19 protein-coding genes and 1 other RNA gene are annotated in these 24,391 nt (G+C 65.2%); 11 read left to right on the top strand and 9 right to left on the bottom strand.

Annotated elements, in window-relative coordinates; genetic code table 11:
* Positions 1-429: 429 nt before the first annotated feature.
* From G5134_RS17515 to G5134_RS17480, 8 genes are all read right to left on the bottom strand, one after another.
* The gene (locus G5134_RS17515; protein WP_065018131.1) at positions 430-3,330 is read right to left on the bottom strand and encodes a DUF748 domain-containing protein; all 2,901 of its coding nucleotides are present in this window, start codon (positions 3,328-3,330) and stop codon (positions 430-432) included.
* Between the two features lie 48 nt (positions 3,331-3,378).
* Positions 3,379-4,140 (bottom strand): substrate-binding periplasmic protein, encoded by a 762-nt coding sequence (locus G5134_RS17510; RefSeq protein ID WP_065018106.1) that lies wholly within the window; start codon positions 4,138-4,140, stop codon positions 3,379-3,381.
* A gap of 38 nt (positions 4,141-4,178) precedes the next feature.
* Complete coding sequence (locus G5134_RS17505; protein ID WP_005301493.1) at positions 4,179-4,601, bottom strand: MerR family transcriptional regulator; 423 nt, start codon at positions 4,599-4,601, stop codon at positions 4,179-4,181.
* Between the two features lie 11 nt (positions 4,602-4,612).
* Positions 4,613-5,581 (bottom strand): hydroxymethylglutaryl-CoA lyase, encoded by a 969-nt coding sequence (locus tag G5134_RS17500; RefSeq protein ID WP_017786943.1) that lies wholly within the window; start codon positions 5,579-5,581, stop codon positions 4,613-4,615.
* Positions 5,578-7,542 (bottom strand): acetyl/propionyl/methylcrotonyl-CoA carboxylase subunit alpha, encoded by a 1,965-nt coding sequence (locus G5134_RS17495; RefSeq protein ID WP_065018107.1) that lies wholly within the window; start codon positions 7,540-7,542, stop codon positions 5,578-5,580. The genes G5134_RS17500 and G5134_RS17495 overlap by 4 nt, the downstream gene beginning before the upstream one ends.
* 109 nt (positions 7,543-7,651) lie before the next feature.
* The gene (locus tag G5134_RS17490) at positions 7,652-8,491 is read right to left on the bottom strand and encodes an enoyl-CoA hydratase-related protein (protein ID WP_065018108.1); all 840 of its coding nucleotides are present in this window, start codon (positions 8,489-8,491) and stop codon (positions 7,652-7,654) included.
* 9 nt (positions 8,492-8,500) lie between these two features.
* Positions 8,501-10,102 carry a carboxyl transferase domain-containing protein gene (locus tag G5134_RS17485; RefSeq protein ID WP_065018109.1) on the bottom strand — a complete coding sequence of 534 codons (1,602 nt, stop codon included), beginning with the start codon at positions 10,100-10,102 and terminating at the stop codon, positions 8,501-8,503.
* Positions 10,099-11,247, bottom strand: coding sequence for an isovaleryl-CoA dehydrogenase (locus G5134_RS17480; RefSeq protein WP_065018110.1), 1,149 nt, complete (start codon positions 11,245-11,247; stop codon positions 10,099-10,101). The genes G5134_RS17485 and G5134_RS17480 overlap by 4 nt, the downstream gene beginning before the upstream one ends.
* A 246-nt stretch (positions 11,248-11,493) precedes the next feature.
* Here G5134_RS17480 and G5134_RS17475 point away from each other — a divergent pair, with 246 nt between their 5' ends.
* The 9 genes from G5134_RS17475 (at position 11,494) to ffs (ending at position 21,040) form a co-directional block, all read left to right on the top strand.
* A complete protein-coding gene (locus tag G5134_RS17475; RefSeq protein ID WP_065018111.1) occupies positions 11,494-13,005 on the top strand; it encodes a CoA-acylating methylmalonate-semialdehyde dehydrogenase in 1,512 nt (503 codons plus the stop codon).
* A gap of 80 nt (positions 13,006-13,085) precedes the next feature.
* On the top strand, positions 13,086-14,243 hold the full coding sequence (locus G5134_RS17470; RefSeq protein WP_054544797.1) for an acyl-CoA dehydrogenase family protein: 1,158 nt from the start codon (positions 13,086-13,088) through the stop codon (positions 14,241-14,243).
* 139 nt (positions 14,244-14,382) lie between these two features.
* Complete coding sequence (locus G5134_RS17465; RefSeq protein WP_005301473.1) at positions 14,383-15,180, top strand: enoyl-CoA hydratase; 798 nt, start codon at positions 14,383-14,385, stop codon at positions 15,178-15,180.
* A gap of 70 nt (positions 15,181-15,250) precedes the next feature.
* Positions 15,251-16,354, top strand: a complete 1,104-nt coding sequence (locus G5134_RS17460; protein ID WP_065018112.1) for an enoyl-CoA hydratase/isomerase family protein — start codon at positions 15,251-15,253, stop codon at positions 16,352-16,354.
* A gap of 27 nt (positions 16,355-16,381) precedes the next feature.
* Positions 16,382-17,302, top strand: coding sequence for a 3-hydroxyisobutyrate dehydrogenase (mmsB, locus tag G5134_RS17455; RefSeq protein ID WP_065018113.1), 921 nt, complete (start codon positions 16,382-16,384; stop codon positions 17,300-17,302).
* A gap of 71 nt (positions 17,303-17,373) precedes the next feature.
* A complete protein-coding gene (locus G5134_RS17450; RefSeq protein ID WP_065018114.1) occupies positions 17,374-18,135 on the top strand; it encodes an SDR family oxidoreductase in 762 nt (253 codons plus the stop codon).
* Between the two features lie 389 nt (positions 18,136-18,524).
* The gene (gene arcD, locus G5134_RS17445; protein ID WP_065018115.1) at positions 18,525-19,961 is read left to right on the top strand and encodes an arginine-ornithine antiporter; all 1,437 of its coding nucleotides are present in this window, start codon (positions 18,525-18,527) and stop codon (positions 19,959-19,961) included.
* A 91-nt stretch (positions 19,962-20,052) separates the two neighbouring features.
* Positions 20,053-20,841 carry a sulfite exporter TauE/SafE family protein gene (locus G5134_RS17440; RefSeq protein ID WP_017779682.1) on the top strand — a complete coding sequence of 263 codons (789 nt, stop codon included), beginning with the start codon at positions 20,053-20,055 and terminating at the stop codon, positions 20,839-20,841.
* Between the two features lie 102 nt (positions 20,842-20,943).
* An RNA gene (gene ffs, locus G5134_RS17435) (signal recognition particle sRNA small type) lies at positions 20,944-21,040 on the top strand.
* Between the two features lie 389 nt (positions 21,041-21,429).
* On the opposite strand, the gene G5134_RS17430 is transcribed toward ffs, so the two are convergent.
* Complete coding sequence (locus tag G5134_RS17430; RefSeq protein ID WP_065018116.1) at positions 21,430-22,350, bottom strand: LysR family transcriptional regulator; 921 nt, start codon at positions 22,348-22,350, stop codon at positions 21,430-21,432.
* 123 nt (positions 22,351-22,473) lie between these two features.
* On the opposite strand from G5134_RS17430, the gene G5134_RS17425 reads away from it, so the two are divergent.
* Together G5134_RS17425 and G5134_RS17420 are read left to right on the top strand one after the other, a co-directional pair.
* Entirely contained in the window at positions 22,474-23,391 is a 918-nt protein-coding gene (locus G5134_RS17425) for an alpha/beta hydrolase (protein ID WP_421232095.1), read from the top strand.
* Between the two features lie 49 nt (positions 23,392-23,440).
* Positions 23,441-24,370 carry an alpha/beta hydrolase gene (locus tag G5134_RS17420; protein ID WP_065018118.1) on the top strand — a complete coding sequence of 310 codons (930 nt, stop codon included), beginning with the start codon at positions 23,441-23,443 and terminating at the stop codon, positions 24,368-24,370.
* Positions 24,371-24,391: the final 21 nt, after the last annotated feature.

The raw sequence follows: 24,391 nt of genomic DNA, 5'->3' as shown, positions 1-24,391 counted from the left end.
ATGGGCTGAGCCGCGCTGTCTACCATATTTTCATCGCCAAACCTGAGCACACCTGAGGCCAAAAAATACGCTCATATGCCATCAGACAAGAGGCGTCAATGACCGGTTCAATACAAACGACCTGACTGCCTGTCCGCGGCTTCGGCATGGTTGAGCAAGGGGCATTGCGCCGGGCGAGTGAGCTGACGAGGTGGATATCTGAAACAAGGGGTCAGGATGGGGGTGATAAAGTGTTGAACGCGAGCTTGGGTTCTGCAGTTGGCCTTATGCAGTGACGCAGATTGTTGCTGGATAGCCGAGAGGGCTGGCCGGATGAAGGGGGAAAGAAGGAACGCGGGCATGTGCTCGGCAACAGCCCTCGAAAGAAGGGCTCAATCCCAAAGAAGAGGGGGGGAATAGCATCCCCCTCATCCTGCTGATGTCACCGGCTCAATCGTCCAGGGTCAGTACCACCTTGGCCTCCTTGTCGGCCTCCCTGACCTGGCTGTCCAGCACAAACAGCCGCTCCGGCGCGATCCCCTGGCGGTCCACCAGAAACTCCTTGGTGTTCTGGGCACGGCGCATGGCCAGATTGCGCAGGGACTTGGCGGTGATGAGCTGCTGATCCCGCAGCAGGAGCACCGCATGGGCGCGCAGGGCCGGACTCGCCTCATCGAGCTTCAGCCGATCGGCCAGATCCCCGAGATCTTCGTTGAAGCGCGCCTCATAGGCCTCTGCCAGTGCCGATTGCATGGCGGGGTCCTGCTCCAGCAGATCGAGATCCACCGGGTTGCCGGTGATCTTGGCCAGCACCCGTTCGAGCTTCTGGCGCTGCAGTATGGGGCGCTCCTCGTTGAAGTTGACCTTGCCGCGAATGTTCATGCTGAGCTTGGGTCTGTCCTTGAGGGCTTGTGCCAGCTTGGTCAGCTTCTCCTGCTGAGTGGGAGTGAGATCCGGCTCACCGGGCAGGAAGGGCAGCTCGTCCAGATCCTCGCTGCCACCCGCCAGGGAGGCGAGCAGCGAGAAGGGGGAGGTGACCGCCTTGCGCAGGGTGTTGCCAAGCACGTCCCAGAAGATGTTGCCGAGGCTGAAGTCAGGCTGATCCAGATTGCCCTTCACTTTCAGGTTCATCTGGATGACGCCGTTGGCATCGCTCAGCAGGGCAACCGCCAGCCCCAGCGGCAGATCCTTGGCTTGCTCGCTCTTGACCTTTTCCCCCAGCTGCAGCTTCTTGATGGTGATGTCGTTGTCCCCCTCCAGCCGGTTGCCGTGCAACTGGTAGTTGAGCTTCATGGAGAGCTGGCCCTTGTCGATGGCGTAACCGGCGTAGGTGCTGGAGTAGGGGGTGAAGGTGGTGAGCTCCAGGTTGTTGAAGGTGACGGCCACGTCCAGCACCGGCTGCTCGATCAGCAGGTTGGTGCCGCCGCGAATGGTTACCGGGGCATAGCGGTCCACCTTGCCGTTGAAGGCCAGCTCGGAGCGCTGGCCCGGGATATTGCTGATGTGGCGACTCTGGCCGCTGAGGGAGGCGATGTCCACCACGAATTCCGGGCTCAGGCTGCGATCGGCAAAGCGCAGGTTGCCCTGCTCGGTGCGCACCTGGGCGATGCTGACGCGGGGGGCCGGGCCGCTGCTGGCGGGCTTGGCCGTGGCCGGTTGCGGCAGCAGCAGTTGCTGCACGTTGGTGACCCTGTCCTCGTTGATCTCGATGCGGGCGAAGGGTTTGCGCAGCAGGATGTCGTCGATCTTCACCTGCTGGCTGATGCCGTCGTAGTGCAGGCCGCTTAGTTGTAGTTGCTCAATTTGCAGCAGGCGCTGGTTGTCGGCCCGATCCAGCACGTTGAGCCGATCGATGTCGAGCCCGCCGCTCAGCTCCAGCTTGCTCAATGCCCCCTTGGCATCGGTGGCCAGGGCCAGCTTGGTGCGGCTGGCAAGCTGGCCATCGCGCACACTGATGCGTAGCAGATCTTGCAGGTAGGGCTGGGCCCAGCTGAGCGGCAGACCCTGTTGCTTGATCTCGCCGTTGAGGCTGAAGGGCGCCAGGGCGAGGTCGCCGTCAAAGTCCAGTTTCGCCTGGTTGTTGAGTGCCCCGCTCAAGGTGAGCGGGCTGCGCTGTCCGCTCTGGCTGCCCAGCGGACCCAGGGTCAGCGTCAGGGCGGAGAGCTCGCGCAGCAGCGGCTTGCCGCTGCTCGATTCGGTCAGCTTGAGCTGGCCCTGCTCGATGCGGGTCTGCTTGAGGCTCCAGCGCCAGGGTTTGGCCGGGGTGGCCGGTTTGGCGGCTTTACTGGTTTTGACCGGCGGCTGCGGGATCAGCAGGGTCGCCAGATCCAGCTGCTGGTTGGCATCGAGCACGGCACTGACGGCCGGCGCCTGGAGTGTCACCCGGTCGATCTGCAGCGCCTGCTTGCTGCCGTCGAGCGCGATGCCGGTCAGCGCCAGCTGCTTGAAGCGGGCAAATTCGCCGCCCTTGCGGCGCTGGAGTTGCCAGTCATTGAGGGTCAGCTTGCCCTTGGTGAGTTGCCAACCTAGCCCCTGCTTGCCCTCGGCTATCTGGTAGGCAAGCTCGGCGTTGGCCTCGCCCCTGGCAAGCTTGATATCGAGATAGGGGGCCCAGAGCGGGGCGAAGGGGGCGAGCGCCAGTTTGCCGAGGCTGATCTTGCCCTTGCCGGCGCCGCTCATGATGTCGAGCTCGCCGCTCGCCTTGAGCGGACTCTGCTCGTTGAGGGTGGCTCCTAGCACAAAAGGGTTGGCGCGGCCCGGGGCGGTGGAAAAGCGTGGCAGTTGCAGGTCGAGCCCGCTCAGGGTCAGGGTGGGCTCCCAGCCGGGGCTGCTCTGCTTGCGGCTGTCCTGATAGGTGATGTGACCCTGCTCGGCCGCCAGCCGGTTGATCTGCACCAGCAGGGGGGCGCTGCTGTCGGTGGTCGCGGCGTCACCCGGCGCGAGCAGGCTGGCCAGCGCCTCGGTCAGGTTGAAGCGAACGTCTTGGCCGCGATCCGCCAGTCGCACCAGATTGACCGTCGGCTTGACCAGCAGTGCCTCATCGAGGATCAGGGCGCGCTGGCGCCAGCTTTCCCCTATCAGGGGGGTGAGCTGCAGGCGATCGAAGGCGACGAGGGGCTGCTGCTGGTCATCAAACAGGGTGGTGGGGCCGATGGCGAGGGAGGGGTGGCGCAGGCCGACGTCAATCTCCCCCAGGGTCAGGTGCAGACCGTAGTGTTTGGCCAGCCAGGCCGGCAGGTGGCGCTGGGTGAGGGCGGGGGCTTGCCATAACAGAATGAGCAGAGAACAGAGCAGGGCGGCGCAGAAGTAGAGAGCGTAGCGCAGCAGGCGGGCACGCAGGGGCTTGGGCATGAGGGTCTCCAATTGATGCGCATAGGGTAACAAACTTTCAGGTCATTATCATGGCGCCACTTGATTCTGTACGCCGTACCTTGTCCAGAGGCTTGCCAGTTTTCCGCTCTTTTCAAGCGCATCCAGCCACAGCTCCAGCTGCTGCACCGAGACCCTGCCATCCGGGCTGAGCAGGGCTCGCAGCGCGTATTGCTGATCCCATTTGTCCGATCGCAGCAGGCGTGCGGCCTGTTCCGGCTGTTCTTTCTCGAACTGGTTGAGGTAGGAGAGGTTGATGATGGCCACCTCGCCGCGCCCCTTGAACAGCCCCTGCAGGGCGCTGACGTTGTCCTTGACCAGGGTGATGTTGAAGCGTCGCTTCATGTTGCCCTGTGTCGCGTCGAAGTCGGCGATGCCGTAGTGATAGCCGCTGACCCCGATCAGCTGGCGTTGCTCCAGATGATCAAAGAAAGTTTGATCCCGCCCCGGCGCCTTGAGCGCAACATAGATCTCCCCACCCAGCAGCAGCGGACGGGTCATCAGCACCTCATCGGCATGCCAGTCCCAATGGATGTCTTCAAACAGGATCAGGGAGAAACGACCGAGGGCCAGCGCCTGGTAGCGGTGAGTGGCGGAGGTGGGCACGAAGACGAAACGCACGTCCCGCTGGATGTCGTTGAGCTGGGCGATAAGATCCAGGGTCAGCCCGTGATAGCCGTCGTTCGCATCCTTGATCACAAAGGGGGCATAGGGGTAGCCGCCGACCCGGATCACAGGGTGGCCCCATGCCCCGCAGCAGAGCAGCAGCAACAACCAGCACCAGCGTTTCATCGGGGCTCCCGGAAGGGGGTAAATAACCCCAGATTCGGTTAATCTGCGCCAGTTTTCAAGCCGTTAAGGGAATTTACGCAGCGCTGCTCGGCCGCCTCCAGCTCGGCCATCACCATCTGGATATCCTCCAGCTGCTGGCGCAGGGAGTGGCGCTTGGTTTCGATGAGCTGGATCATGGAGTTGAGCTGGGTCTTGCTGGAGCGGTCGGTGTCATACATGTCGAACAGCTCGCGGATCTCCGCCAGGCTGAAGCCGAGGCGTTTGCCGCGCAGGGTCAATTTCAGGCGGATCTTGTCCTTGTGGCTGTAGATGCGGGTCTGCCCCTCCCGGGTCGGGGTGATGAGCCCCTCGTCCTCGTAGTAGCGGATGGTGCGCGGGGTGATGTCAAACTCGTGAGCCAGCTCGGAGATGCTGTAGGTCACCTCCTTGCCGGCGAGTCCGTGGGCGAGGGTGTTGGGCATGGCGGGGCTCCTTAGTGCGGGGATGAGTGCGGAGATGGTTGGCACAGCCGCGTGCGCAGCCGCTCGGCGTTGGCATGCAGGGCCCGGCCGACTCGCGAGCCGTTGGGGCGGCCGAGCTGCTCGCTCACCCACTGGCCGGTGGCGGCCAGCTTGTCGAGATCGACACCTGTGCTCATGCCAAGGCCGTGCAGCAGATAGACCACCTCCTCCGAGGCGACGTTGCCGGAGGCGCCGGGGGCATAGGGGCAGCCGCCGAGTCCGGCCACCGAGCTGTCGATGGTGCGGATGCCACGCTCCAGCGCCGGCAGCAGGTTGGCCAGCCCCTGGCCATAGGTGTCGTGAAAATGGACCGCCAGCCGGCCGGCCGGGATCTCGTGCAGCACCGCATCCAGCATGGGGGCCACCGTGCCCGGGGTGCCGACGCCTATGGTGTCGCCGAGGGATATCTCGTGGCAGCCCAGATCCAGCAGTCGCTCGGCCATGGCGGCGACCCGCTTGGGCCTGGTCGGGCCGTCGAACGGACAGGCGATGACGGTGGAGAGGTAGCCGCGCACCTTGATGCCGAGGCTGCGTGCCTCCTGCACCAGGGGAGCGAAGCGCACCAGCGACTCCTCCACGCTGATGCCGATGTTGGCCCGGGTAAAGCCGTCCGAGCAGGCGGTAAAGAGGCCTATCTCGTCGGCGCGGGCGGCGATGGCGGCCTGCAGCCCCTGCAGATTGGGCACCAGGGCGCCGTAACGGGTTGCAACCTTGCGCGGCAGGGCGTTGAACAGTGCGGCGGAATCCGCCATCTGCGGCACCTTTTTGGGGGAGACGAAGGCGCCCACCTCGATGCGCTGCAGCCCGCTCTCGGCCAGCCGGGCGATGAGCTCCAGCCGCTGCACCAGCGAGAGGGTCGCGGCCTCATTCTGCAGGCCGTCCCGCGGCCCCATCTCCACCAGGCTGACCTTGTCGTCCCGGTTCTCCTGTGCTCGGTTCATGAGCGCACCTCCTGCTCGGTCTGCTCTTCGGCAAAGCGCACCAGCACGGCGCCCTGGCTCACCTGTTCACCCTGGCGACACTGCAGCGCCTCGATCACCCCATCCCGGTCGGCTTTGAGGACGTGCTCCATCTTCATGGCCTCCAGCACCAGCAGGGGCTGCCCCTTGCTGACCGGTTGGCCGGCCTCGACCTGCAGCGCCACGACGATGCCGTGCATGGGGGCCAGGATGCCGGCGGCGCCGCCCACCTGGTGATCATGGTGCAGTTGATGATGCTGATCATCGGCCGAGAAGCGGATGCGTCTGCCCGCCAGTTGCAGCAGATAGTCGCCCTCGCCGAGGGACTGCAGCGGGTAGCGCAGCCAGTTGCCGTCCTGCTGCAGGCGTATGTGATCCGGCCCAAGCTCGAAGGGGATCTGCTCGCCCTGCCAGAGCAAGGCGCCGGTTCGCTCGGTGAGGGTCAACACCCGGGCCTCCTCGTCGATGCGCACCGCTGCGCTGAAGCTGCGGGTGGGGCCGAGCCGAAAGCCTGTTGCCTGCTGCCAGGGGGAGGCATCGCGCTGGCGACTGGCGAGCCAGAGGGCGGCCAGCGGCCAGGCGAGCGCCGGAACGGGCAGAGTATCGGTGGGAATGGGCCACTGGGTGTGGTGGCCCATCGCCAGCACCTCTGGCTCTTCGCACAGGCGCAGCAAGAGCGGACCGTTGTGTACCAGGGGGCCGAGATCCAGTGCCGCCAGCGCGTCGGCCAGGCTGGCAAAGGCCTCGCTGCGGCTCGGTGCATGGGCGATCAGCTTGGCGATCATGGGGTCGTAATAGGGGCTCACCGCATCGCCGGCGCTGACCCCGGTATCGATGCGTACCCCCTTGGGCCAGCTGAGCCACTGGATGGGGCCGCTGGCGGGCAGAAAACCGGCGGCCACGTCCTCGGCGTAGAGGCGCGCCTCCACCGCGTGGCCGCGCAGCACCACTTCATCCTGGGTGAGCGGCAGCGGCTTGCCTTCGGCCACTGCCAGCTGCCAGGCCACCAGATCCTGGCCGGTGACGGCCTCGGTGACCGGGTGCTCTACCTGCAGCCGGGTGTTCATCTCCATGAAGAAGAACTCCTCCCCGCACAGCAGAAATTCGATGGTGCCGGCTCCTCGATACTTGATGGCGCGGGCGGCGGCGACGGCCGCCTCGCCCATGGCACGGCGCAGCGCCGGAGGAATGTCGGGGGCGGGGGCCTCCTCGATCACCTTCTGGTGGCGCCGCTGCAACGAGCAGTCCCGATCCCCCAGATAGATGGCGTTGCCGAGGGTATCGGCAAACACCTGCACCTCCACGTGGCGGGCGCGGGCGAGATAGCGCTCCAGCAGCACATGGTCGTCACCGAAGGCAGCGCTTGCCTCCCGCTTGACCGCCGCCAGGGCGTCGTCAAAGTCGACCAGCTGATCGACCCGGCGCATCCCCTTGCCACCGCCGCCACTGGCAGCCTTGATAAGGAGCGGAAAGCCCACCAGGCTCGCCTGATCGCGCAAAAACTCCAGGTGCTGATCCGCGCCGTGATAACCGGGCAGCACCGGCACGCCGGCGGCCTGCATCAGCGCCTTGGCGCCGGACTTGTCGCCCATGGCGAGAATGGCGGCGCCACTTGGGCCGATGAAGCGAAAGCCCCGCTGCTCGCAGGCGGCGGCAAAGTCGCTGTTCTCGGAGAGAAAACCGTAGCCCGGGTGGATGGCGTCGGCGTTCGCCTCTTTGGCAATCTTCAGCACCTTGCCGGTATCAAGGTAGCTCTCCCGGGCGGGAGCCGGCCCCAGATGCCAGGCTTCGTCGGCTTCGCGCACATGCATGGCGTGGGCGTCGGCGTCCGAGTAGAGGGCGATGGTGTGAATGCCGAGGCGCCGGGCGGTCTTGATGATCCGCACGGCGATTTCGCCGCGGTTGGCGATCAGCAGGCGCTTAATTGGAGTGTAATGGATCATGCTGGCTCCCTGTCGTTCAAGGCGCACAAGTGCGAAGCGTGTTGATCCACACTCCAGTTATATTGACCACAACTGGCGATCAGCAGGTGCTTGATGGGGTGGCATTGAGTCATGTCTCATCCTTGAAACGGGGACGCCAGCTGGGGGAGCGTTTGTCGAAGAAGGCTTGCATCCCCTCCTGGGCTTCGAGACCGACCCTTACCCGGGCGATGGTCTCGACGGTTTTCTCTTCGTGCAGGCTGGCGCTGTGGCTCTCGAGGGCGGCCAGCAGCCGCTTGGTCTCTTTCATCGCCTCCGGCCCGTTGCGGCACAGACGCAGGGCCTGCGCGCGCCCTTCGGCCAGCAGCTGATCCGGCGGGCAGCGCCGGTGCGCCACGTTGAGGCGGCAGGCAGTGACCGCATCGAATGGTTCGGCACAGAGCATCAGGGCACGGGCCTGGCGCATTCCCATGGCGCGCACCACGTAGGGGCTGATGACCGCGGGCACCAACCCGAGGCTCACCTCGGAGAGGCAGAAGCGTGCGTCATCGGCGGCCAGCACCAGATCGCAGGCACAGACGAGGCCAAGCGCTCCGCCATAGGCGGCCCCCTGCACCAGCGCCACCGTGGGGAAAGGAAGCTCGTCCAGGGTTTGCATCAGCCGGGCCAGCACCCGGGCGTCTTCCCGGTTGTGCTCGAAATCGGCGTGGGCCTGGTTGCGCATCCAGTTGAGGTCGGCGCCGGCGCAAAAATGCTTGCCTTCGGCGCGCAGCAGCAAGGCGTGGGGGCGGTCGGCGAGGGCCTGGCCGTGGGTGTGGGCCAGCTCGTCGAGGCAGTCCAGCAGCCCCAGCATGAGGTCGGCGTCGAAGGCGTTGTGGCGGGCCGGGCGCGACAGCACCAGCTCGGCCAGCGGGCCGTGTCGCTCCAGCCGAAAACCGGGCTGGACGTCGTGACTGAATGGATCGGACATGTGAACTCCTTACATCCGGAAGATGCCGTACTGTTCCGGGCCTGTCTCGGCCCCCTGACAGGCCGCCAGCGCCAACGCCAGCACGGTGCGACTCTGGGCCGGGTCGATGACGCCGTCATCCCACAGGCGAGCGCTGGCGTAATAGGGGTGACCCTGACGCTCATACTGCTCGATCACCGGCGCGCGGATGGCGGCCGCCTCCTGCTCGCTCAACGGCTTGCCCTCGGCGGCCAGCTTGTCCCGGCGCACCTGCACCAGTACCCCGGCCGCCTGCTCGCCGCCCATGACGGAGATACGGCTGTTGGGCCAGCTGAACAGAAAATCGGGGTCGTAGGCGCGCCCGCACATGCCGTAGTTGCCGGCACCAAAGCTGCCGCCGACGATCAGGGTGATCTTGGGCACCCGGCTGCAGGCCACCGCGGTGACCAGCTTGGCGCCGTGCTTGGCGATCCCCTCCCGCTCAGCCGAGCTGCCCACCATAAAGCCGGTGATGTTCTGCAAAAAGAGCAGCGGGATGGCGCGCCGGTTGCAGAGCTGGATGAAGTGGGCCCCCTTCTGGGCGCTGTCGCTGTGCAGTACCCCATTGTTGGCGAGGATCCCCACCGGCATGCCGCAGATCCGGGCAAAGCCGGTGACCAGGGTGGTGCCGAACAGCGCCTTGAATTCGTCAAAGTCAGAGCCATCCACCAGCCGGGCGATCAGCTCCCGCGCGTCATAGGGGCGCTTGAGACTGGTGCCCACCAGGCCGTAAAGCTCCTCGATGGGGTAGCAGGGGGGCTCGTAGCCGGGGTTGGTCTCTACCGGCTCGTTGCCCAGGTGGGTCACCAGGGTGCGGGCGATGGCCAGGGCGTGGGCATCGTCGCGGGCCATGTGATCCGCCACCCCGGAGTGGGCGCAGTGTACCTCGGCGCCGCCCAGGGCCTCGGCGCTGATCTCCTCGCCGGTGGCCGCCTTGACCAGCGGCGGGCCTGCCAGAAAGATGGTGGCCTGCTCCCTGACCATGATGGACTCGTCCGCCATGGCGGGCACGTAGGCGCCACCGGCGGTGCAGAGCCCCATCACCACCGCCAGCTGGGGGATGTTCTGGGCCGACATGCGGGCCTGGTTGTAGAAGATGCGGCCAAAGTGATCCCGGTCGGGGAACACCTCGTCCTGCATCGGCAAAAAGGCGCCGCCGGAATCCACCAGATAGAGGCAGGGGAGGCGCAGTCGCTCGGCGATGGCCTGGGCGCGCAGGTGTTTTTTCACCGTGAGCGGGTAGTAGGTGCCGCCCTTCACGGTGGCATCGTTCACCACCAGCATGCACAGGCGCCCCGAGACCCTGCCGATGCCGGTGAGGATGCTGGCAGCGGGCACCGGTTCGTCATAGACCTGCCAGCCGGCCAGCGCCGAGAGCTCGAGAAAGGGGGAGCCCGGGTCCAGCAGCTGGTTGATGCGCTCGCGGGGCAGCAGCTTGCCGCGGGCCTGATGGCGGGCGTTGTTGGCCGCGCCGCCGCCCAAGGCTATCGCCTCCAGGCGGGCATTGAGATCGTCGACCAGAGCCTGCATGGCGGCCCGATTGGCCTCGTAGTCGGGACTGGCGGTGTCGAGACGGGAGTGGAGCCTGCTCATGCATTCTCTCCCATTAGCTCGCGGCCGATGAGCCAGCGGCGGATCTCCGAGGTGCCGGCGCCTATCTCGTAGAGCTTGGCGTCCCGCAACAATCGACCGGTGGGGTATTCGTTGATGTAGCCGTTGCCGCCAAGCAGCTGGATGGCATCGAGCGCCATCTGGGTGGCATTTTCGGCGGCAAACAGGATGGCGGCGGCGCAATCCTTGCGGCTGGTGCGGCCCTGATCGCAGGCGCTCGCCACCGAATAGACCAGCGCCCGACTGCTGGCGAGGCGGGTATACATGTCGGCAAGCTTGCCCTGCACCAGCTGGAACTCACCGATGGGCTGGCCGAACTGCTTGCGCTCGCGCACATAGGGCAGCACCACGTCCATGCAGGCCTGCATGATGCCTAGCGGGCCGGCCGCCAGCACTACCCGCTCGTAATCGAGACCGCTCATCAACACCTTGACCCCGCCGTGCAGGGGGCCCAGCAGGTTTTCCTGCGGCACCCGGCAGTTGTCGAACACCAGCTCGCAGGTGCTGGAGCCGCGCATGCCGAGCTTGTCGAGCTTCTGGGCGGTGGAGAAACCGGGAGTCCCCGCCTCGACGATAAAGGCAGAAATCCCTTTGGGCCCAGCGGCGGGATCCGTCTTGGCATAGATGACGAAGGTGTCGGCATCGGGTCCGTTGGTGATCCACATCTTGTTGCCGTTCAGCACGAAGTGATCCCCCTCGCGCACCGCGGTGAGGCGCATGCTCACCACGTCGGAGCCGGCGCCCGGCTCGCTCATGGCGAGCGCCCCCACATGCTCGCCGCTCACCAGCGGCGGCAGGTAGCGCGCTTTCTGCTCCGCCGTGCCGTGGCGGTGGATCTGGTTGATGCAGAGGTTGGAGTGGGCGCCGTAGGAGAGGCCGACCGAGGCGCTGGCGCGGCTCACCTGCTCCATCACCAGCACGTGGGCCAGATAGCCGAGGTTCACCCCGTCATACTCCTCCGCCACCGTGATGCCGTGCAGCCCCAGCTCACCCATGCGGGGCCAGAGATCGCGGGGGAAGACGTTGCTCTGATCGATGTCGCCGGCCCGCGGCGCGATCACTTTCTGGCAGAAGGCCTCGACCTGCTCGGTCAGGGCGCACAGGGTCTCGTCCATCACTGCATGCATCCTTGCTCTCCTCATATGAAGGGGGTGACAGCCTGGCGGCCGAGCCGAAACAGGGGGCCAAACTGGTCAGTCCATTTGCGATTTAAGTTTACGTTAGCGTAAACGTAAATTGATTGTTAGTCTAAGGTAAATTTGTTGCGCCATGACGGCAAGGGCGATTGCCCGGTCGTGATGGTCCCCCGTCACAGGAGTGCCCATGGCCCGCCCGCAAACGGCCCATGATGTGCCAGCAAGGAGAGAGTGCCCATGAACAACCATCAGACCCGGTTCGGTGACGTACCGCTGCACATCGGCGGGGAGGCGTACCCTTCCGCGAGCGAGCAGTGGATCGAGGTGACCGACCCGGCGGATCAGAGCCTGCTGGCGCGAGTGCCAAAGGCCACCTCGGCAGAAATTGAGCTGGCGGTGCGCACCGCCCACGACGCTTATCTTCTGTGGCGAGAGGTGCCGGCCTCCGAGCGGGCCCGGGTGATGTTCAACTACCAGCATCTGTTGAAGACGCATCACGACGAGCTGGCGGCCCTGCTGGCTCAGGAGACCGGCAAGAACCTGGCGGATGCCAAAGGGGATGTGTGGCGCGGCATCGAGGTGGTGGAGCAGGCCTGCGCCATCGCCAGCCAAACCCTGGGGGAGACCATGGGCAACGTGGCCCGCCGGGTCGACGGCCACTCCTGGGTGCAACCGCTCGGGGTCTGCCTTGGCATCACCCCCTTCAACTTTCCGGCCATGATCCCGCTCTGGATGTTCCCGCTGGCGGTGGCCTGCGGCAACGGCTTCGTGCTCAAGCCCTCCGAGCAGGATCCGCTCACCCCCATGCGCCTGGCCGAGCTGTTTGCCGAGGCGGGGGCCCCCCGGGGCATTCTGTCGGTGGTGCACGGCGGCGCCGAGCAGGTGGATGCCCTGCTGGCCCATCCCGACATCAAGGCGGTCAGCTTCGTCGGCTCGGCCCGGGTCGGCGGCCACGTTTATCGCAGCGCCACTTCCCAGCTCAAGCGGGCCCAGTGTTTTGTCGGTGCCAAGAACCACATGGTGATCATGCCGGATGCCAACAAGGCGCAGGTGCTGAGCAACCTGGTGGGGGCCGGGGTCGGCGCCGCCGGTCAGCGCTGCATGGCCATCAGCGTGGCGGTGTTCGTGGGCACTGCCCGGGAGTGGATCCCCGAGCTCGCCGCCGAGTTCGCCAAGGTGAAGCCCGGTGTCTGGCACGATCCTGAAGCGGCTTATGGCCCGCTCATCAGCCCGGAGGCGAAAGTCAGGGTGGAGGGGCTTATCGAGGCGGGGATCGCCGAGGGGGCCGAGTGCCTGCTGGACGGCCGCTTCTGCGACGTGCCCGGCTACCCGGTGGGCAACTGGGTGGGGCCGACCCTGTTTCGCGGCGTGACCCCCGAGATGCGCATCTACCAGGAGGAGATCTTCGGGCCCGTGCTGGCCTGCCTCGAGGTGGCGAACCTCGATGAGGCGCTCGCCCTCATCAACGACAACCCCTACGGCAACGGCACCTCCATCTTCACCGGCTGCGGCGCCGCCGCCCGCAAGTTCCGTCACGAGGTGGCGGTGGGCCAGGTGGGGATCAACGTCCCCATCCCGGTGCCGCTGCCGTTTTTCTCCTTCACCGGCTGGCGTGGCTCCTTCTACGGGGATCTGCACGCCTACGGCAAGCAGGCGGTGCGTTTTTACACCGAGACCAAGACGGTGACCGAACGCTGGTTCGACGAAGACATCCCGACCGGCCCCAACATGACCATCCAGCTGCGCTGACGGCGGATGCAGCCCGGGTTGTCCGGGCGCACTCATTGACAGCAACGGAACGACCGAACAAGTACAAGGAAGCAAACAAGATGGATTTTAACCTGACCCCGGATCAGCAGGCCTATGTGGAGGCTGCCAGTGCCTTTGCCGAGGAGGCGCTCAAGCCCCACGCCGCGCGCTGGGACAAGGAGCATGAATTTCCCGTCCCCACCATCAAGCAGGCGGCGGCGCTCGGCTTTTGCGGCCTCTACACCCCGGAGCAGTACGGCGGCCTCGGTCTGCCGAGGCTCGATGCCAGCCTCATCTTCGAGCGCCTCGCCATGGGCTGCACCTCCACCACTGCCTATCTGACCATCCACAACATGGTGAGCTGGATGCTGGGCAGCTGGTTGCCTGCCGAGGTGGCTGAGGAGTGGGTACCCAGGCTGGCCAGCGGTGAGCTGCTGGGTTCTTATTGCCTCACCGAGCCGGGGGCCGGCTCCGATGCGGCGGCCCTCAAGACCCGTGCCGTGCGCGATGGCGAGGATTACGTCATCGACGGCAGCAAGGTGTTCATCTCGGGCGCCGGCAGTACTGACGTGCTGGTGGTGATGGCCCGCACCGGTGGCGAGGGGGCGAAGGGGATCTCCGCCTTCATGGTACCGGCCCAGACCCTCGGCGTGAGTTACGGCAAGGCGGAGGAGAAGATGGGCTGGAACAGCCAGCCGACCCGGGAGGTGAACTTCAGCGCCGTGCGCATTCCCGCCCGTTACCGGCTGGGGCAGGAGGGCGAGGGGTTCAAGTTCGCCATGCAGGCGCTCGATGGCGGGCGCATCAACATCGCCACCTGTTCGGTCGGCACCGCCCAGCAGGCCCTCGACGATGCCCTGGCCCATGTGCAGCAGCGCCAGCAATTTGGCCACCCGATCAGCGAATTCCAGAGCGTGCAGTTTCGCCTGGCCGACATGGCCACCGAGCTCGCGGCCGCCCGGCTGCTGGTACGTCAGGCGGCCGCGAGACTCGATGCCGGGGCGCCGGACAAGAGCGCCTGGTGCGCCATGGCCAAGCGCTTTGCCACCGATGTGGGCCACCGCATCTGCGACGACGCCCTGCAACTCTTTGGCGGCTATGGTTATATCCGCGAGTACCCGCTCGAGCGCTACCTGCGCGATACCCGGGTCCACCGCATTCTGGAGGGGACGAATGAAGTGATGCGGCTCATCATCGCCCGCCGTCTGCTGGCCGAGCCCGGTCTGGCGCTGGAGTAGCGAGGTGGGGTCGTCGTGCTCGGAGCCCGCCCTGACGACGCGGTTGGCGTGACTCGTCGTCAGGCTTTGTGAGCCAGCCGCAGGTCGGCTCCATTCAACCCTGTCATCATGGGGCAGGTTTTTTGACAAGGACAACGCAATGACAAGGATCAGGCTCGAATATCACGGTCACGTGGCCTACATCACCCTCGACCATCCTCCCGCCAACACCTGGACGCTCGCCAGCCTGCAGGCCTTCTTGCAGATGATGGTGGAGCTCGACGGCCGCCCCGACGTGGTGGCGCTGGTGATCCGCGGCGCTGGGGACAAGTTCTTCTGCGCCGGCGCCGATCTCAACATGTTTGCCGACGGCAACCTGGAGCACGCCCGCGAAGTGGCCGAGGCCTTTGGCCGCGCCTTCGAGGCGCTGGCCCGCTTTCACGGGGTCAGCATCGCCGCCATCAACGGCTACGCCATGGGGGGGGGCCTGGAGGTAGCGCTGGCCTGCGACATCCGCATCGCCGAGCAGCAGGCCAAGCTGGGCCTGCCGGAGGCCTCGGTAGGCTTGCTGCCCTGCGCCGGCGGCACCCAGCGCCTCACCGAACTGGTGGGACCGGGCTGGGCCAAGCGGATGATCCTCTGCGGCGAGAAGGTGAGCGCCACCCTGGCCTACGAGATGGGGCTGGTGGAGGAGGTGGTGAAGGAGGGCCACGCCTGGGAGGCGGCGCACCAGATGGCCCAGCTGGTGGAGCGTCAGAGCCCGAGCGCCCTGCGCGCCTGCAAGACCCTCATCAATCAGGGGCGCAGCGGCCATCGGGACGCGGCGCTGCCGCTCGAGCGCAGCCTCTTTCTCACCCTGTTTGACGATGCCAACCAGCGCGAAGGGGTGGCCGCCTTCCTCGAGAAGCGGGCCCCGCGCTGGCACTATGACCAACCCACGCCGTTGAAAAGGGAGTGAAGGATGAACGAGGTAATGATGGCGGCCCGCCGTGTCGCAGGGGCTGATACCCGGTCTGCGGAGGCCAGCCATGAGTGAGCCTGTGCGCATCGAAACCCACCCCACGGAGGATGGTCGCCACATCGGGATGCTGACCCTGGACAGCCCCGCCTCCCTCAATGCCCTGAGCCTTGAGATGATCCAGTTGTTGCAAGGGGCGTTGACCCGCTGGGAGCGGGATCCGGCCATCGTCTGCGTGCTGCTGCAGGGGGCCGGCGAGAAGGCGTTTTGCGCCGGTGGCGACATCCGCTCTTTTTATTACCGCAAGCAGGAGGCGAGCGAGTCTGCACTGTTTGGCTATGCTCGCGACTTCTTTGAGCAGGAGTACCGGCTCGATCATCACATCCACTGCTACAGCAAGCCTCTCATCTGCGTGGCGGACGGCATCTGCATGGGGGGCGGCATCGGCCTCTTTGCCGGGGCTGGTTTTCGGGTGGTGACCGAGAAGAGCCTGTTTGCCATGCCGGAGGTGACCATAGGCCTCTACCCCGATGTGGGGGCCAGCTGGTTTTTGAGCCGCATGCCGGGCCGGCTCGGGCTCTGGCTCGGTCTCACCGGGGCTCGCTTCAACGGGGCGGACGCCATCGGTCTGGGTCTGGCGGATCACGCCATGGCGAGCCACGAGCGGGCGGAGCTGCCGGCGCGCCTCGCCGCCCTCGACTGGTCCGGCGCTGTCGATGCCAGCGAGCAGATCGAGGGGCTGCTGGCCGGTTTGCAGCGATCCCTTGGCCAGACGCTGCCGACCCCCGTGCTGTTGCCCCACCAGGCCCGCATCGATACGCTGTTGGCCGGTCGCTCCCTGCAAAGGGTGTTGGCACGCCTCGAGGGCGCCGAGCTGGACGAACCGGCGCTAGCCCAGGCACGGGCGACTTGCCAGAGCGGCAGCCCCATCAGCCGCGCCATTCTCTGGCGCCAGTTCTGGCAGGCACGGCGCCAGTCGCTGGCCGAGGTGTTTGCCGACGAGCTGACCCTCTCGGTCAACTGCGTGCTCAGAGGGGACTTCGTCGAAGGGGTGCGGGCTCTGCTCATCGACAAGGACAAATCCCCCCGCTGGCAGGCCCCGCAGAGGGGCGAGGCCTGGCTGGATGCCTTCTATCGCTGGCCCGAGGGGGACAACCCTTTGCGCCCCCGTTGACGCGGGATAACACACAAGGAACAGACCATGACAAGGATTGGATTTATCGGGCTTGGTAACATGGGGGGCCCCATGGCCGCCAACCTGGCCCGGGCGGGACACACAGTGCAGGTGTTTGATCTGGTGGCCGAGAGCCTGACCCGGGCCATCGAGGCCGGCTGTATCGCCGCCGGCGATGCCCGCGAGGCGGTGAGCGGTTGCGAGCTGGTGATCAGCATGCTGCCGGCGGGCGAGCATGTGCGCAGCCTCTGGCTTGGCGAGAGCGCCGGTGAGCGGGGCGGGCAGGATCTGCTGGCGGCCCTGCCGCTCGGCGCCCTGGTCATCGACTGCTCCACCATAGACGTGGCCTCGGCCCGCCAGGTGGGGGCGGCGGCGCAGGCGCGCGGCATCCGTTTTCTCGATGCTCCGGTGTCGGGAGGGGTGGCCGGCGCGGCGGCGGGCACGCTCACCTTCATCGTCGGCGGCGAACAGGCGGATTTTGAGGCGGCCAGACCCGTGCTCGCCTGCATGGGGCAGAACCTGTTTCACGCCGGAGCGCTCGGCGCCGGCCAGATCGCCAAGATGTGCAACAACATGCTGCTCGCCATCCACATGGCGGGCACCGCCGAGGCGCTGGCGCTCGGGGTCAAGGAGGGGCTGGATCCGGCCGTGCTCTCCACTATCATGGGCAAGAGCTCGGGCAACAACTGGAGCCTGGAGCGCTACAACCCCTGGCCCGGGGTGATGGAGAACGTGCCGGCGTCGCGCAACTATCAGGGGGGCTTCATGACCCGGTTGATGGTCAAAGACTTAGGATTGGCCATGGCCCTGGCCGAGCATGCCCACAGCGCCGTGCCCATGGGGGCGCTGGCGCGCAACCTGTTCAACCTGCACGCCACCAAGGGGCAAGGTGCCCGGGATTTTTCCAGCATCGTCGAACTCTATCTGGACAAGACAGAGCCGGGTTAAGGGCCGCTATCTACCTTTTTACCCGATAGTCTTTGACTCGATAGTCACCGGCCATCTCACCAGGAGCATTTATGGATATCAAACAAAAAGTCATCGCCATCACGGGGGCGGGCAGGGGGCTGGGCCGCGCCATCGCCCTGAGTCTGGCGGAGCAGGGGGCGCAGCTTGCGCTCATCGACGTCAACCGCACCGATCTGGAGGTGACCGAGGCGGAGGTGCGCAGCCGTGACGGCCGCTGCGCCCTGTTCGTCTGCAACGTGGCGAGCGAGCCGGAGGTCGAGGCGACCTTCGCCGCCATCAAGGATCAGTTCGGTGCCCTGCACGGCCTCGTCAACTGCGCCGGCATACTGCGCGACGGCATGTTGATCAAGGTGAAGGAGGGGTTGCTTGCGGAGAAGATGAGCCTGGCCCAGTGGCAGAGCGTCATCGACGTCAACCTCACCGGCACCTTCCTGTGCGGGCGTGAGGGGGCGGCGCTGATGGCCACCGGCGGGGAGGGGGGCGTCATCATCAACATCTCCTCCATCGCCCGCGCCGGCAACATGGGCCAGAGCAACTATGCCGCCAGCAAGGCAGGGGTGGCCTCGCTGGTGGTCACCTGGGGGAAGGAGCTGGCCCGCCACGGCATCCGGGTGATGGGCATCGCCCCCGGGGTGTTTGCCACCGACATGACGGCGGCGATGAAGCCCGAAGCCATGGCCCGCATGCAGCAGGCCATCCCGGTAGGTACCCTCGGGCAGGCGGCGCAGCTGGCTCAGACGGTGCATTTTATTCTCGCCAATGACTATCTGTCGGGGCGGATGATCGAGCTGGACGGCGGCTTGCGCCTCTAGATTCCGGCTCTCTTTTGCAGATGCCCCTGGCCCTCGGCGCAGGGGCATTTTTATTGAAACGTTTGTCAGCAGTCAGGTTTGCCGAGCTCGGCTGCAAGCTGCATTCTCATGCAGGTCTTATCCGCAAAAAGGGGGCTCAGGTCATGGAAAAATGTGAAATATCAACGGGTCTTTCTTAATTTGAACCAGCTCACAGGCCCCCGGGGTCAGTGCTGTAAAATTGCGCGCGGTCAAGGCGGTGCATGATTGACGGTACGAGGGATTGCGGTCGGAATAGTCATGCAATATAGTTGCCGCCTTTTTCACGGGGTATGGATTTCTAGCCCCTCCCATATTGCGCGCAGTATGAATACGGACGCTCTGCCGCCGCCTAATTAAACAGGATTGAGATGGACAAGAAACTGGGGCTTGGCGCCCTCATCTCGCTGGTGATCGGCTCCATGGTCGGTGCCGGGGTCTTCAGTCTGCCGCAAAACATCGCCGCTCATGCCAGTGCCGGGGCCGTCGCTTTGGGATGGGCCATCACAGGTATCGGCATGATCTGCCTCGCTCTGGTGTATCAGAACCTCTCCATGCGTCGCCCGGATCTCGATGGCGGCATCTTCAGCTATGCCAAGGCCGGTTTCGGCGATTTCATCGGCTTCAATGCCGCCTGGGGCTACTGGCTCTGTCAGCTGCTGGCCAACGTCTCCTACGCCATCGTGGTGTTCAGTGCGCTGAGCTACTTCTTCGACACGCCGGACAAGGTCATCTTCGGTGACGGCAACACGCCGGTGGCCATCACGCTCGCCTCCATCCTCATCTGGTCGGTGCACGCCCTGGTGCTGCGCGGCATTCAGGTGGCGGCGCTGGTGAACATAGTCACCACCATCGCCAAGATGGTGCCCCTCATCGTCTTCTGCGTGGCCATCCTGCTCGCTTTCAACATGGAGACCTTCACCCTGGATATCTGGGGTCAGGGTACCCCTGAGCTGGGCTCCGTGATGGATCAGGTCAAGTCCACCATGAAGGTGACGCTCTGGGTCTTCATCGGCATCGAGGGGGCCGTGGTGGTCTCCGCCCGTGCCCGCCATCGCAAGGACGTGGGCCGGGCCACCGTGCTGGCGCTGCTGGGGGCCCTGACGCTCTACGTCATGGTGACCCTGTTCTCGCTGGGGGTCATGAACCAGCCGCAACTGGCGGCCCTCAAGAACCCCTCCACCGCCATGATCCTGGAAGCCGTGGTCGGCCCCTGGGGCGCCTGGCTCATCAACATCGGCCTGGTCATCTCTGTGATGGGAGCCCTGCTGAGCTGGACCGTGCTGGCGGCGGAAGTACCCTACATCGCGGGCAAGACCGGCGTCTTCCCCGGCTGGTTCGCCAAGGAGAACAAGAACGGCTCGCCGCAGGTGTCGCTCTGGTGCTCCACCTGCCTGGTACAGACCTTCCTCATCATCATCTATTTCCAGAGCAGCACCTATCTGGCGCTGGTCAACATCGCCACCTCGGCAGCGCTGGTACCCTACGTCTTCTCCGGTGCCTACGGGCTGAAGCTGGCGCTGAAAGGGGAGACCTACGCAGGCCAGCCTCATCAGCGCAAGCGTGACCTCTTCCTGGCGCTGGTGGCGACCGTCTACGGCTGCTGGCTGGTCTATGCCGCCGGGGTGGAGTACCTGCTGCTGGTGGCGCTGCTCTACAGCCCCGGCATCTTCATCTACTGGAAGGCGCGCCAGCACCATGGGCTGCGCGGCCTCAACCGGCTGGAGCAGGGGATGACGGCGGCCCTGCTCGGTTGCGCCGTGCTGGCCTTCTACAAGGTGATGGACGGTACCATTCCCTTGAGTTAACCGGCACAATAAAGAGATGGCCCAAGGGCCATCTCTTTTTTTATGTGCTGCACACGACTTGGTGCGCGGCAGAGCCTCGGAAGGAATTTTTATGCTGTTTATGGGTTATCTGCTGCTGGGGGCATTCGCCGGCATGCTGGCGGGATTGTTCGGCATCGGCGGCGGTCTCATCATAGTGCCCGTGCTGGTATTGAGTTTTCATGCCCAGGGCGTCGCCCCCGACATCATTACCCATCTGGCACTCGGCACCTCGCTGCCCACCATGATCTTCACCGGCTTCAGCTCCCTGCGCGCCCACCAGGAGGCCGGGGCGGTGGACTGGGTGATGATCCGCCGGCTCGGCGCCGGCATGCTGGTCGGGGCCTGGCTCGGCGGCATGACCGCCAATCTGCTCAGCGCCAGCACCCTCAACATCATCATCGGCTGCTTCGCCTGGACCATGGCACTGCAGATGGGGCTCAACCTCAAGCCCAAGGCGGAGCGTCATCTGCCGGGAGCGCTCGGTACCGGCATCGCCGGCACCCTCATCGGCTGGATGTCGGCACTGTTTGGCATCGGTGGCGGCTCGCTGACCGTGCCTTATCTGAGCTGGAACAGCGTGCCGATGCGCAACGCCGTGGCGGCCTCCGCCGCCTGCAGCATGCCCATCGCCCTGGCGGGCAGCCTCAGCTACCTCTACGCCGGCTGGGGCAACCCGGATCTGCCAGAGTGGAGCCTGGGTTATATCTATCTGCCGGCGCTGCTTGGCATAGTGCTCACCAGTACCCAGTTTGCCCGGGTGGGGGCCAAACTGGCGCACCGGCTCTCTCCCCAGCGGCTCAAGCAGGCGTTCGCCCTGCTGATGCTGCTGGTGGGGGCCAAATTTATGCTGTTTAGCTGAACCCTTGGCCAGATTGTTGAAAAATAAGGCGAACGGCACGGGCGAGGGCAGAAAGCCGTTGCATTGAGGGGCCAGTTTGCCTATTCTCCTCGCCGGTGGTCCTATTGGTCCTCTCGCATTGATAACCCGTCGACCTGGTCAGGACCGGAAGGTAGCAGCCAAGGCGGGGGACTCGAGTGCCGGGATGTGGCTGGTAGGGCCACCACTTGTTTCTGCCATTCAATAAGTTACAGCTAATACCCCTCTGCAGAGCTCTTGGTCATCCACTTGATGTGGATGAGTCTGGCGTCTTCATCCCATATTTCCGATTCTCTGCCACAAGCTATCAGGTGCGACCGCAAGGTGATCCTGGAACCCATCGCGAACGTCCCCCCCTTGATCTTCCACGCAGTTCCCTTGGGATCATGTTTCCCTCAGTCGCTTTCCGTGGCCTCTATTGCCTTTGCATTCTCTTTGTTCTCACCACGCTACAACCCCTTTTTGAAAGAGAAGGGCTTGCCGTACGCCTACGGCAAGCGCTGGAGGCGCCAGACCGTCGGCAATCCCATGCACTTGCTGGCCTGACGGGCAACGGCCGGCGCAGTGACATCAGGCCAGCTGCGCTCGCTTCTCGATCAGGAAATCCATCAGCGCCCGGATCTTGGCCGGCATCTGGGCCCGCGACGGCACATAGAGATAAAACCCCGGGAAGGGGGGGCACCAGGGGGAGAGCACCCGCACCAGTGATCCGTCACTCAGGTGCTGGCTCACCCGCAGATCCAGGTGTTTGACCAGCCCCACCCCCTGCAGGGCCGCCTGCAGCATGCTGTCGTCGTCGTTGAACACGGCGTTGCCCTTGGGATCGACGATCTGGGTGTGCTGCTCCTCATCGGGGGAGGTGAACGACCAGCGGTCTATGGTGTTGCTGGAGGTGAAGCGGTAGGCCAGGCAGTTGTGCCGGGTGAGGTCGCCCGGGGTCTGCGGCGTGCCATGCTGCCTGAAATAGTCGGGTGAGCCGACAATGGCCATGGTCAAAGGCGGGGTGATGGGCACCGCCACCACGTGTTCATCCAGGCTCTCTCCCAGGCGAATACCGGCATCCATCCCGTCGGCGATGATGTTGGAAAACCCGTCCGCCATCACCAGCTCCAGCCGCAGCTTGGGATGGCGCGCCAGAAACTCCCCCATGTGCGGCTCGAGCAGCAGCCTGGCGGCGATGCGCGAACTGTTGATGCGAATAAGGCCCGAGGGCTCAAGGTGGGAGTCATTGAGCTCGCTCACCACCCGCTCGATGGCCGTGAGGGAGGGTTGCAGCACATCCAGCAGGCGCTGCCCCTCCTCGGTCAGCGACATGTCGCGGGTAGTGCGGTTGAGCAGCCGCACCTGCAGCTGCTGCTCCAGCCCCTTGAGGTGCTGGGAGAGGGCGGCGCGGGTCACCCCCATCTCGGTGGCGGCCTTGGTGAAGCTGCGGTGACGGGCGATGTGGGCAAACCACGTCAGTGACGCGACGAGTGAAGGTTCTATGGGCATTTGTTTAGCCTGGCTAATCAGTCATGTCTTGATAGGTGCGTATATCTAGCTCAATAGACTTACTACTATTAGCTCGAACTCGCGTCAAGCATGACGCCCCTGAACCTAACGGAGAGCCCGACCATGTCCCACGTCACCTTCCCCAATCGCAACGGCCAAGGCATCACCATGGCTGCCATCGTTCACTTCCCGCCGCACTTCGATGAGCGCAAGCAGTACCCGGCGGTCGTGGTTTCCCACCCCGGTGGCGGGGTGAAGGAGCAGACCGCGGGCCTGTACGCCAGCAAGCTGGCCGAGCAGGGCCTCGTTGCCATCGCCTTTGACCGCTCCTATCAGGGCGAGAGCTCGGGCGAGCCGCGTCAGCTGGAGAATCCCCACGTCAGCACCGAAGATGTCAGCGCCGTGGTAGACTACCTGACCACGCTGCCCTATGTCGATCAGAACCGGATCGGGGCCATGGGCATCTGCGCCGGCGCCGGCTACAGCGCCAATGCCGCCATCCAGGATCGCCGCATCAAGGCGCTCGGCATGGTCAGCGCGGTCAACATCGGCCAGATGTTCCGCAATGGCTGGGACAACAGCGTCAAGGATGCCGATGCCACCGGCTATCTGGCGTTCGGCTCCCAGGCCCGCACCGCAGATGCGACCGGCACCGCCTACGCCACCATCCCCTTGGCGCCCCTGCGTGAAGAGGATGCCCCCAACGAGGAGCTGCGCGAAGCCTGGGAGTACTACCACACCCCGCGCTGCGAGCACCCCAACGCGCCGGGCTTTGCGCTGACCCGCAACCTGAACCAGATCATCACCTACGACGCCTATCACAAGGCGGAGGCTTTCCTGACCCAGCCCATTCTGGCGGTGGCAGGAAGTGTGGCCGGCAGCAAGTGGATGAGCGATGACCTGCTGGCGCGCGCCGCGAGCACAGACAAGACCCTGCATGTGGTGGAGGGGGCCAACCACATGTCCCTCTACGATGTGCCCCGCTATGTCGACGAGGCCGTCGCCAAGCTGGCCCCCTTCTTCCTGCGAACCCTGAACTAATCGGCCCGCGAGAGGGGGAGACCCCTCTCGCTTATCGAGGAGCATCATCATGAGCCATGTATTGAACCTGACCTATCAGAACCTGGGCTGGCAGACGGCGGCCGACCTCTACCTGCCGCCCGATTTCGACGAGCAAAAGCGCTACCCGGCCATCGTCAGCACCCACCCCATCGGCAGCTGTAAGGAGCAGACCGCCGGCAATGTCTACGCCAAGGGGCTGGCCGCGGCGGGGTTCGTGGTGCTGGTGCCCGACGCCAGCTTCCAGGGCGCCAGCGGCGGTGAGCCGCGCTTTATCGAGGATCCGGCCATTCGGGTCTCCGACATCCGCTTCGCGGTGGACTACCTGCAATCCCTCTCTTATGTGGACAGCGATCGCATCGGCGCCATCGGCGTGTGCGGCGGCGGCGCCTACACCATCCATGCGGGCATCACGGATCACCGCCTCAAGGCGCTGGTCTCCATCACAGGGGTCAACTATGGCCGCCTGATCCGCGAAGGTTTCGCCCAGTTCAAACCTCTTGAGCTGGCCCAGGGCATCGCCCGGATGCGCACGGCGCAGGCACAAGGTGACGCTACGGAACCCGCCGATCTGCTGCCGGCGTCCGTGGCGGCGGCCACCGCGGCAGGCATCACCGACATCGACGTGCTGGAGGCCACCGAGTACTACAAGACGGCGCGTGGTCAGCAACCTCACGGCGCGACCCGCCAGCTGATGTCTTTCACCGGCGCCGCCATGGGGTGGGATGCCTTCCTCCATGCCGAGGTGCTGCTGACCCAGCCGCTGATGGTGGTCATCGGCGACAAGGCGGGGGGCTTTGGCGCCTATCGGGATGGTTGGGAGATCTACGGCCGCGCCGCCTCCACCGACAAGCACATTGTCGTGGCCGAAGGTTGGTCCCATTACGACCTCTACGACAAAGCCGAGCCGGTGGCCATCGCCATGGCAAGCGTGGTGCCCTTCTTCCAGCGCACCCTGTGATCCCGCGGTGGGGGCATCCCC

The sequence above is a fragment of the Aeromonas sp. 600276 genome (assembly GCF_049175815.1).
GTDB lineage: Bacteria > Pseudomonadota > Gammaproteobacteria > Enterobacterales > Aeromonadaceae > Aeromonas > Aeromonas dhakensis.
The sequence above is the reverse complement of the archived record's forward strand: the minus strand, read 5'-3'. Positions and strand labels throughout refer to the sequence as shown.

What these genes read in the sequence shown, in the direction of transcription:
- mmsB (WP_065018113.1), top strand. Translation starts at nt 16,382, where the DNA reads ATGACAAGGATTGGATTTATCGGGCTTGGTAACATGGGGGGCCCCATG.
- G5134_RS17515 (WP_065018131.1), bottom strand. Translation starts at nt 3,330, where the DNA reads ATGCCCAAGCCCCTGCGTGCCCGCCTGCTGCGCTACGCTCTCTACTTC.
- G5134_RS17470 (WP_054544797.1), top strand. Translation starts at nt 13,086, where the DNA reads ATGGATTTTAACCTGACCCCGGATCAGCAGGCCTATGTGGAGGCTGCC.
- G5134_RS17425 (WP_421232095.1), top strand. Translation starts at nt 22,474, where the DNA reads ATGTCCCACGTCACCTTCCCCAATCGCAACGGCCAAGGCATCACCATG.
- arcD (WP_065018115.1), top strand. Translation starts at nt 18,525, where the DNA reads ATGGACAAGAAACTGGGGCTTGGCGCCCTCATCTCGCTGGTGATCGGC.
- G5134_RS17505 (WP_005301493.1), bottom strand. Translation starts at nt 4,601, where the DNA reads ATGCCCAACACCCTCGCCCACGGACTCGCCGGCAAGGAGGTGACCTAC.
- G5134_RS17500 (WP_017786943.1), bottom strand. Translation starts at nt 5,581, where the DNA reads ATGAACCGAGCACAGGAGAACCGGGACGACAAGGTCAGCCTGGTGGAG.
- G5134_RS17490 (WP_065018108.1), bottom strand. Translation starts at nt 8,491, where the DNA reads ATGTCCGATCCATTCAGTCACGACGTCCAGCCCGGTTTTCGGCTGGAG.
- G5134_RS17465 (WP_005301473.1), top strand. Translation starts at nt 14,383, where the DNA reads ATGACAAGGATCAGGCTCGAATATCACGGTCACGTGGCCTACATCACC.
- G5134_RS17420 (WP_065018118.1), top strand. Translation starts at nt 23,441, where the DNA reads ATGAGCCATGTATTGAACCTGACCTATCAGAACCTGGGCTGGCAGACG.
- G5134_RS17475 (WP_065018111.1), top strand. Translation starts at nt 11,494, where the DNA reads ATGAACAACCATCAGACCCGGTTCGGTGACGTACCGCTGCACATCGGC.
- G5134_RS17510 (WP_065018106.1), bottom strand. Translation starts at nt 4,140, where the DNA reads ATGAAACGCTGGTGCTGGTTGTTGCTGCTGCTCTGCTGCGGGGCATGG.
- G5134_RS17460 (WP_065018112.1), top strand. Translation starts at nt 15,251, where the DNA reads ATGAGTGAGCCTGTGCGCATCGAAACCCACCCCACGGAGGATGGTCGC.
- G5134_RS17440 (WP_017779682.1), top strand. Translation starts at nt 20,053, where the DNA reads ATGCTGTTTATGGGTTATCTGCTGCTGGGGGCATTCGCCGGCATGCTG.
- G5134_RS17430 (WP_065018116.1), bottom strand. Translation starts at nt 22,350, where the DNA reads ATGCCCATAGAACCTTCACTCGTCGCGTCACTGACGTGGTTTGCCCAC.
- G5134_RS17450 (WP_065018114.1), top strand. Translation starts at nt 17,374, where the DNA reads ATGGATATCAAACAAAAAGTCATCGCCATCACGGGGGCGGGCAGGGGG.
- G5134_RS17495 (WP_065018107.1), bottom strand. Translation starts at nt 7,542, where the DNA reads ATGATCCATTACACTCCAATTAAGCGCCTGCTGATCGCCAACCGCGGC.
- G5134_RS17485 (WP_065018109.1), bottom strand. Translation starts at nt 10,102, where the DNA reads ATGAGCAGGCTCCACTCCCGTCTCGACACCGCCAGTCCCGACTACGAG.
- G5134_RS17480 (WP_065018110.1), bottom strand. Translation starts at nt 11,247, where the DNA reads ATGCATGCAGTGATGGACGAGACCCTGTGCGCCCTGACCGAGCAGGTC.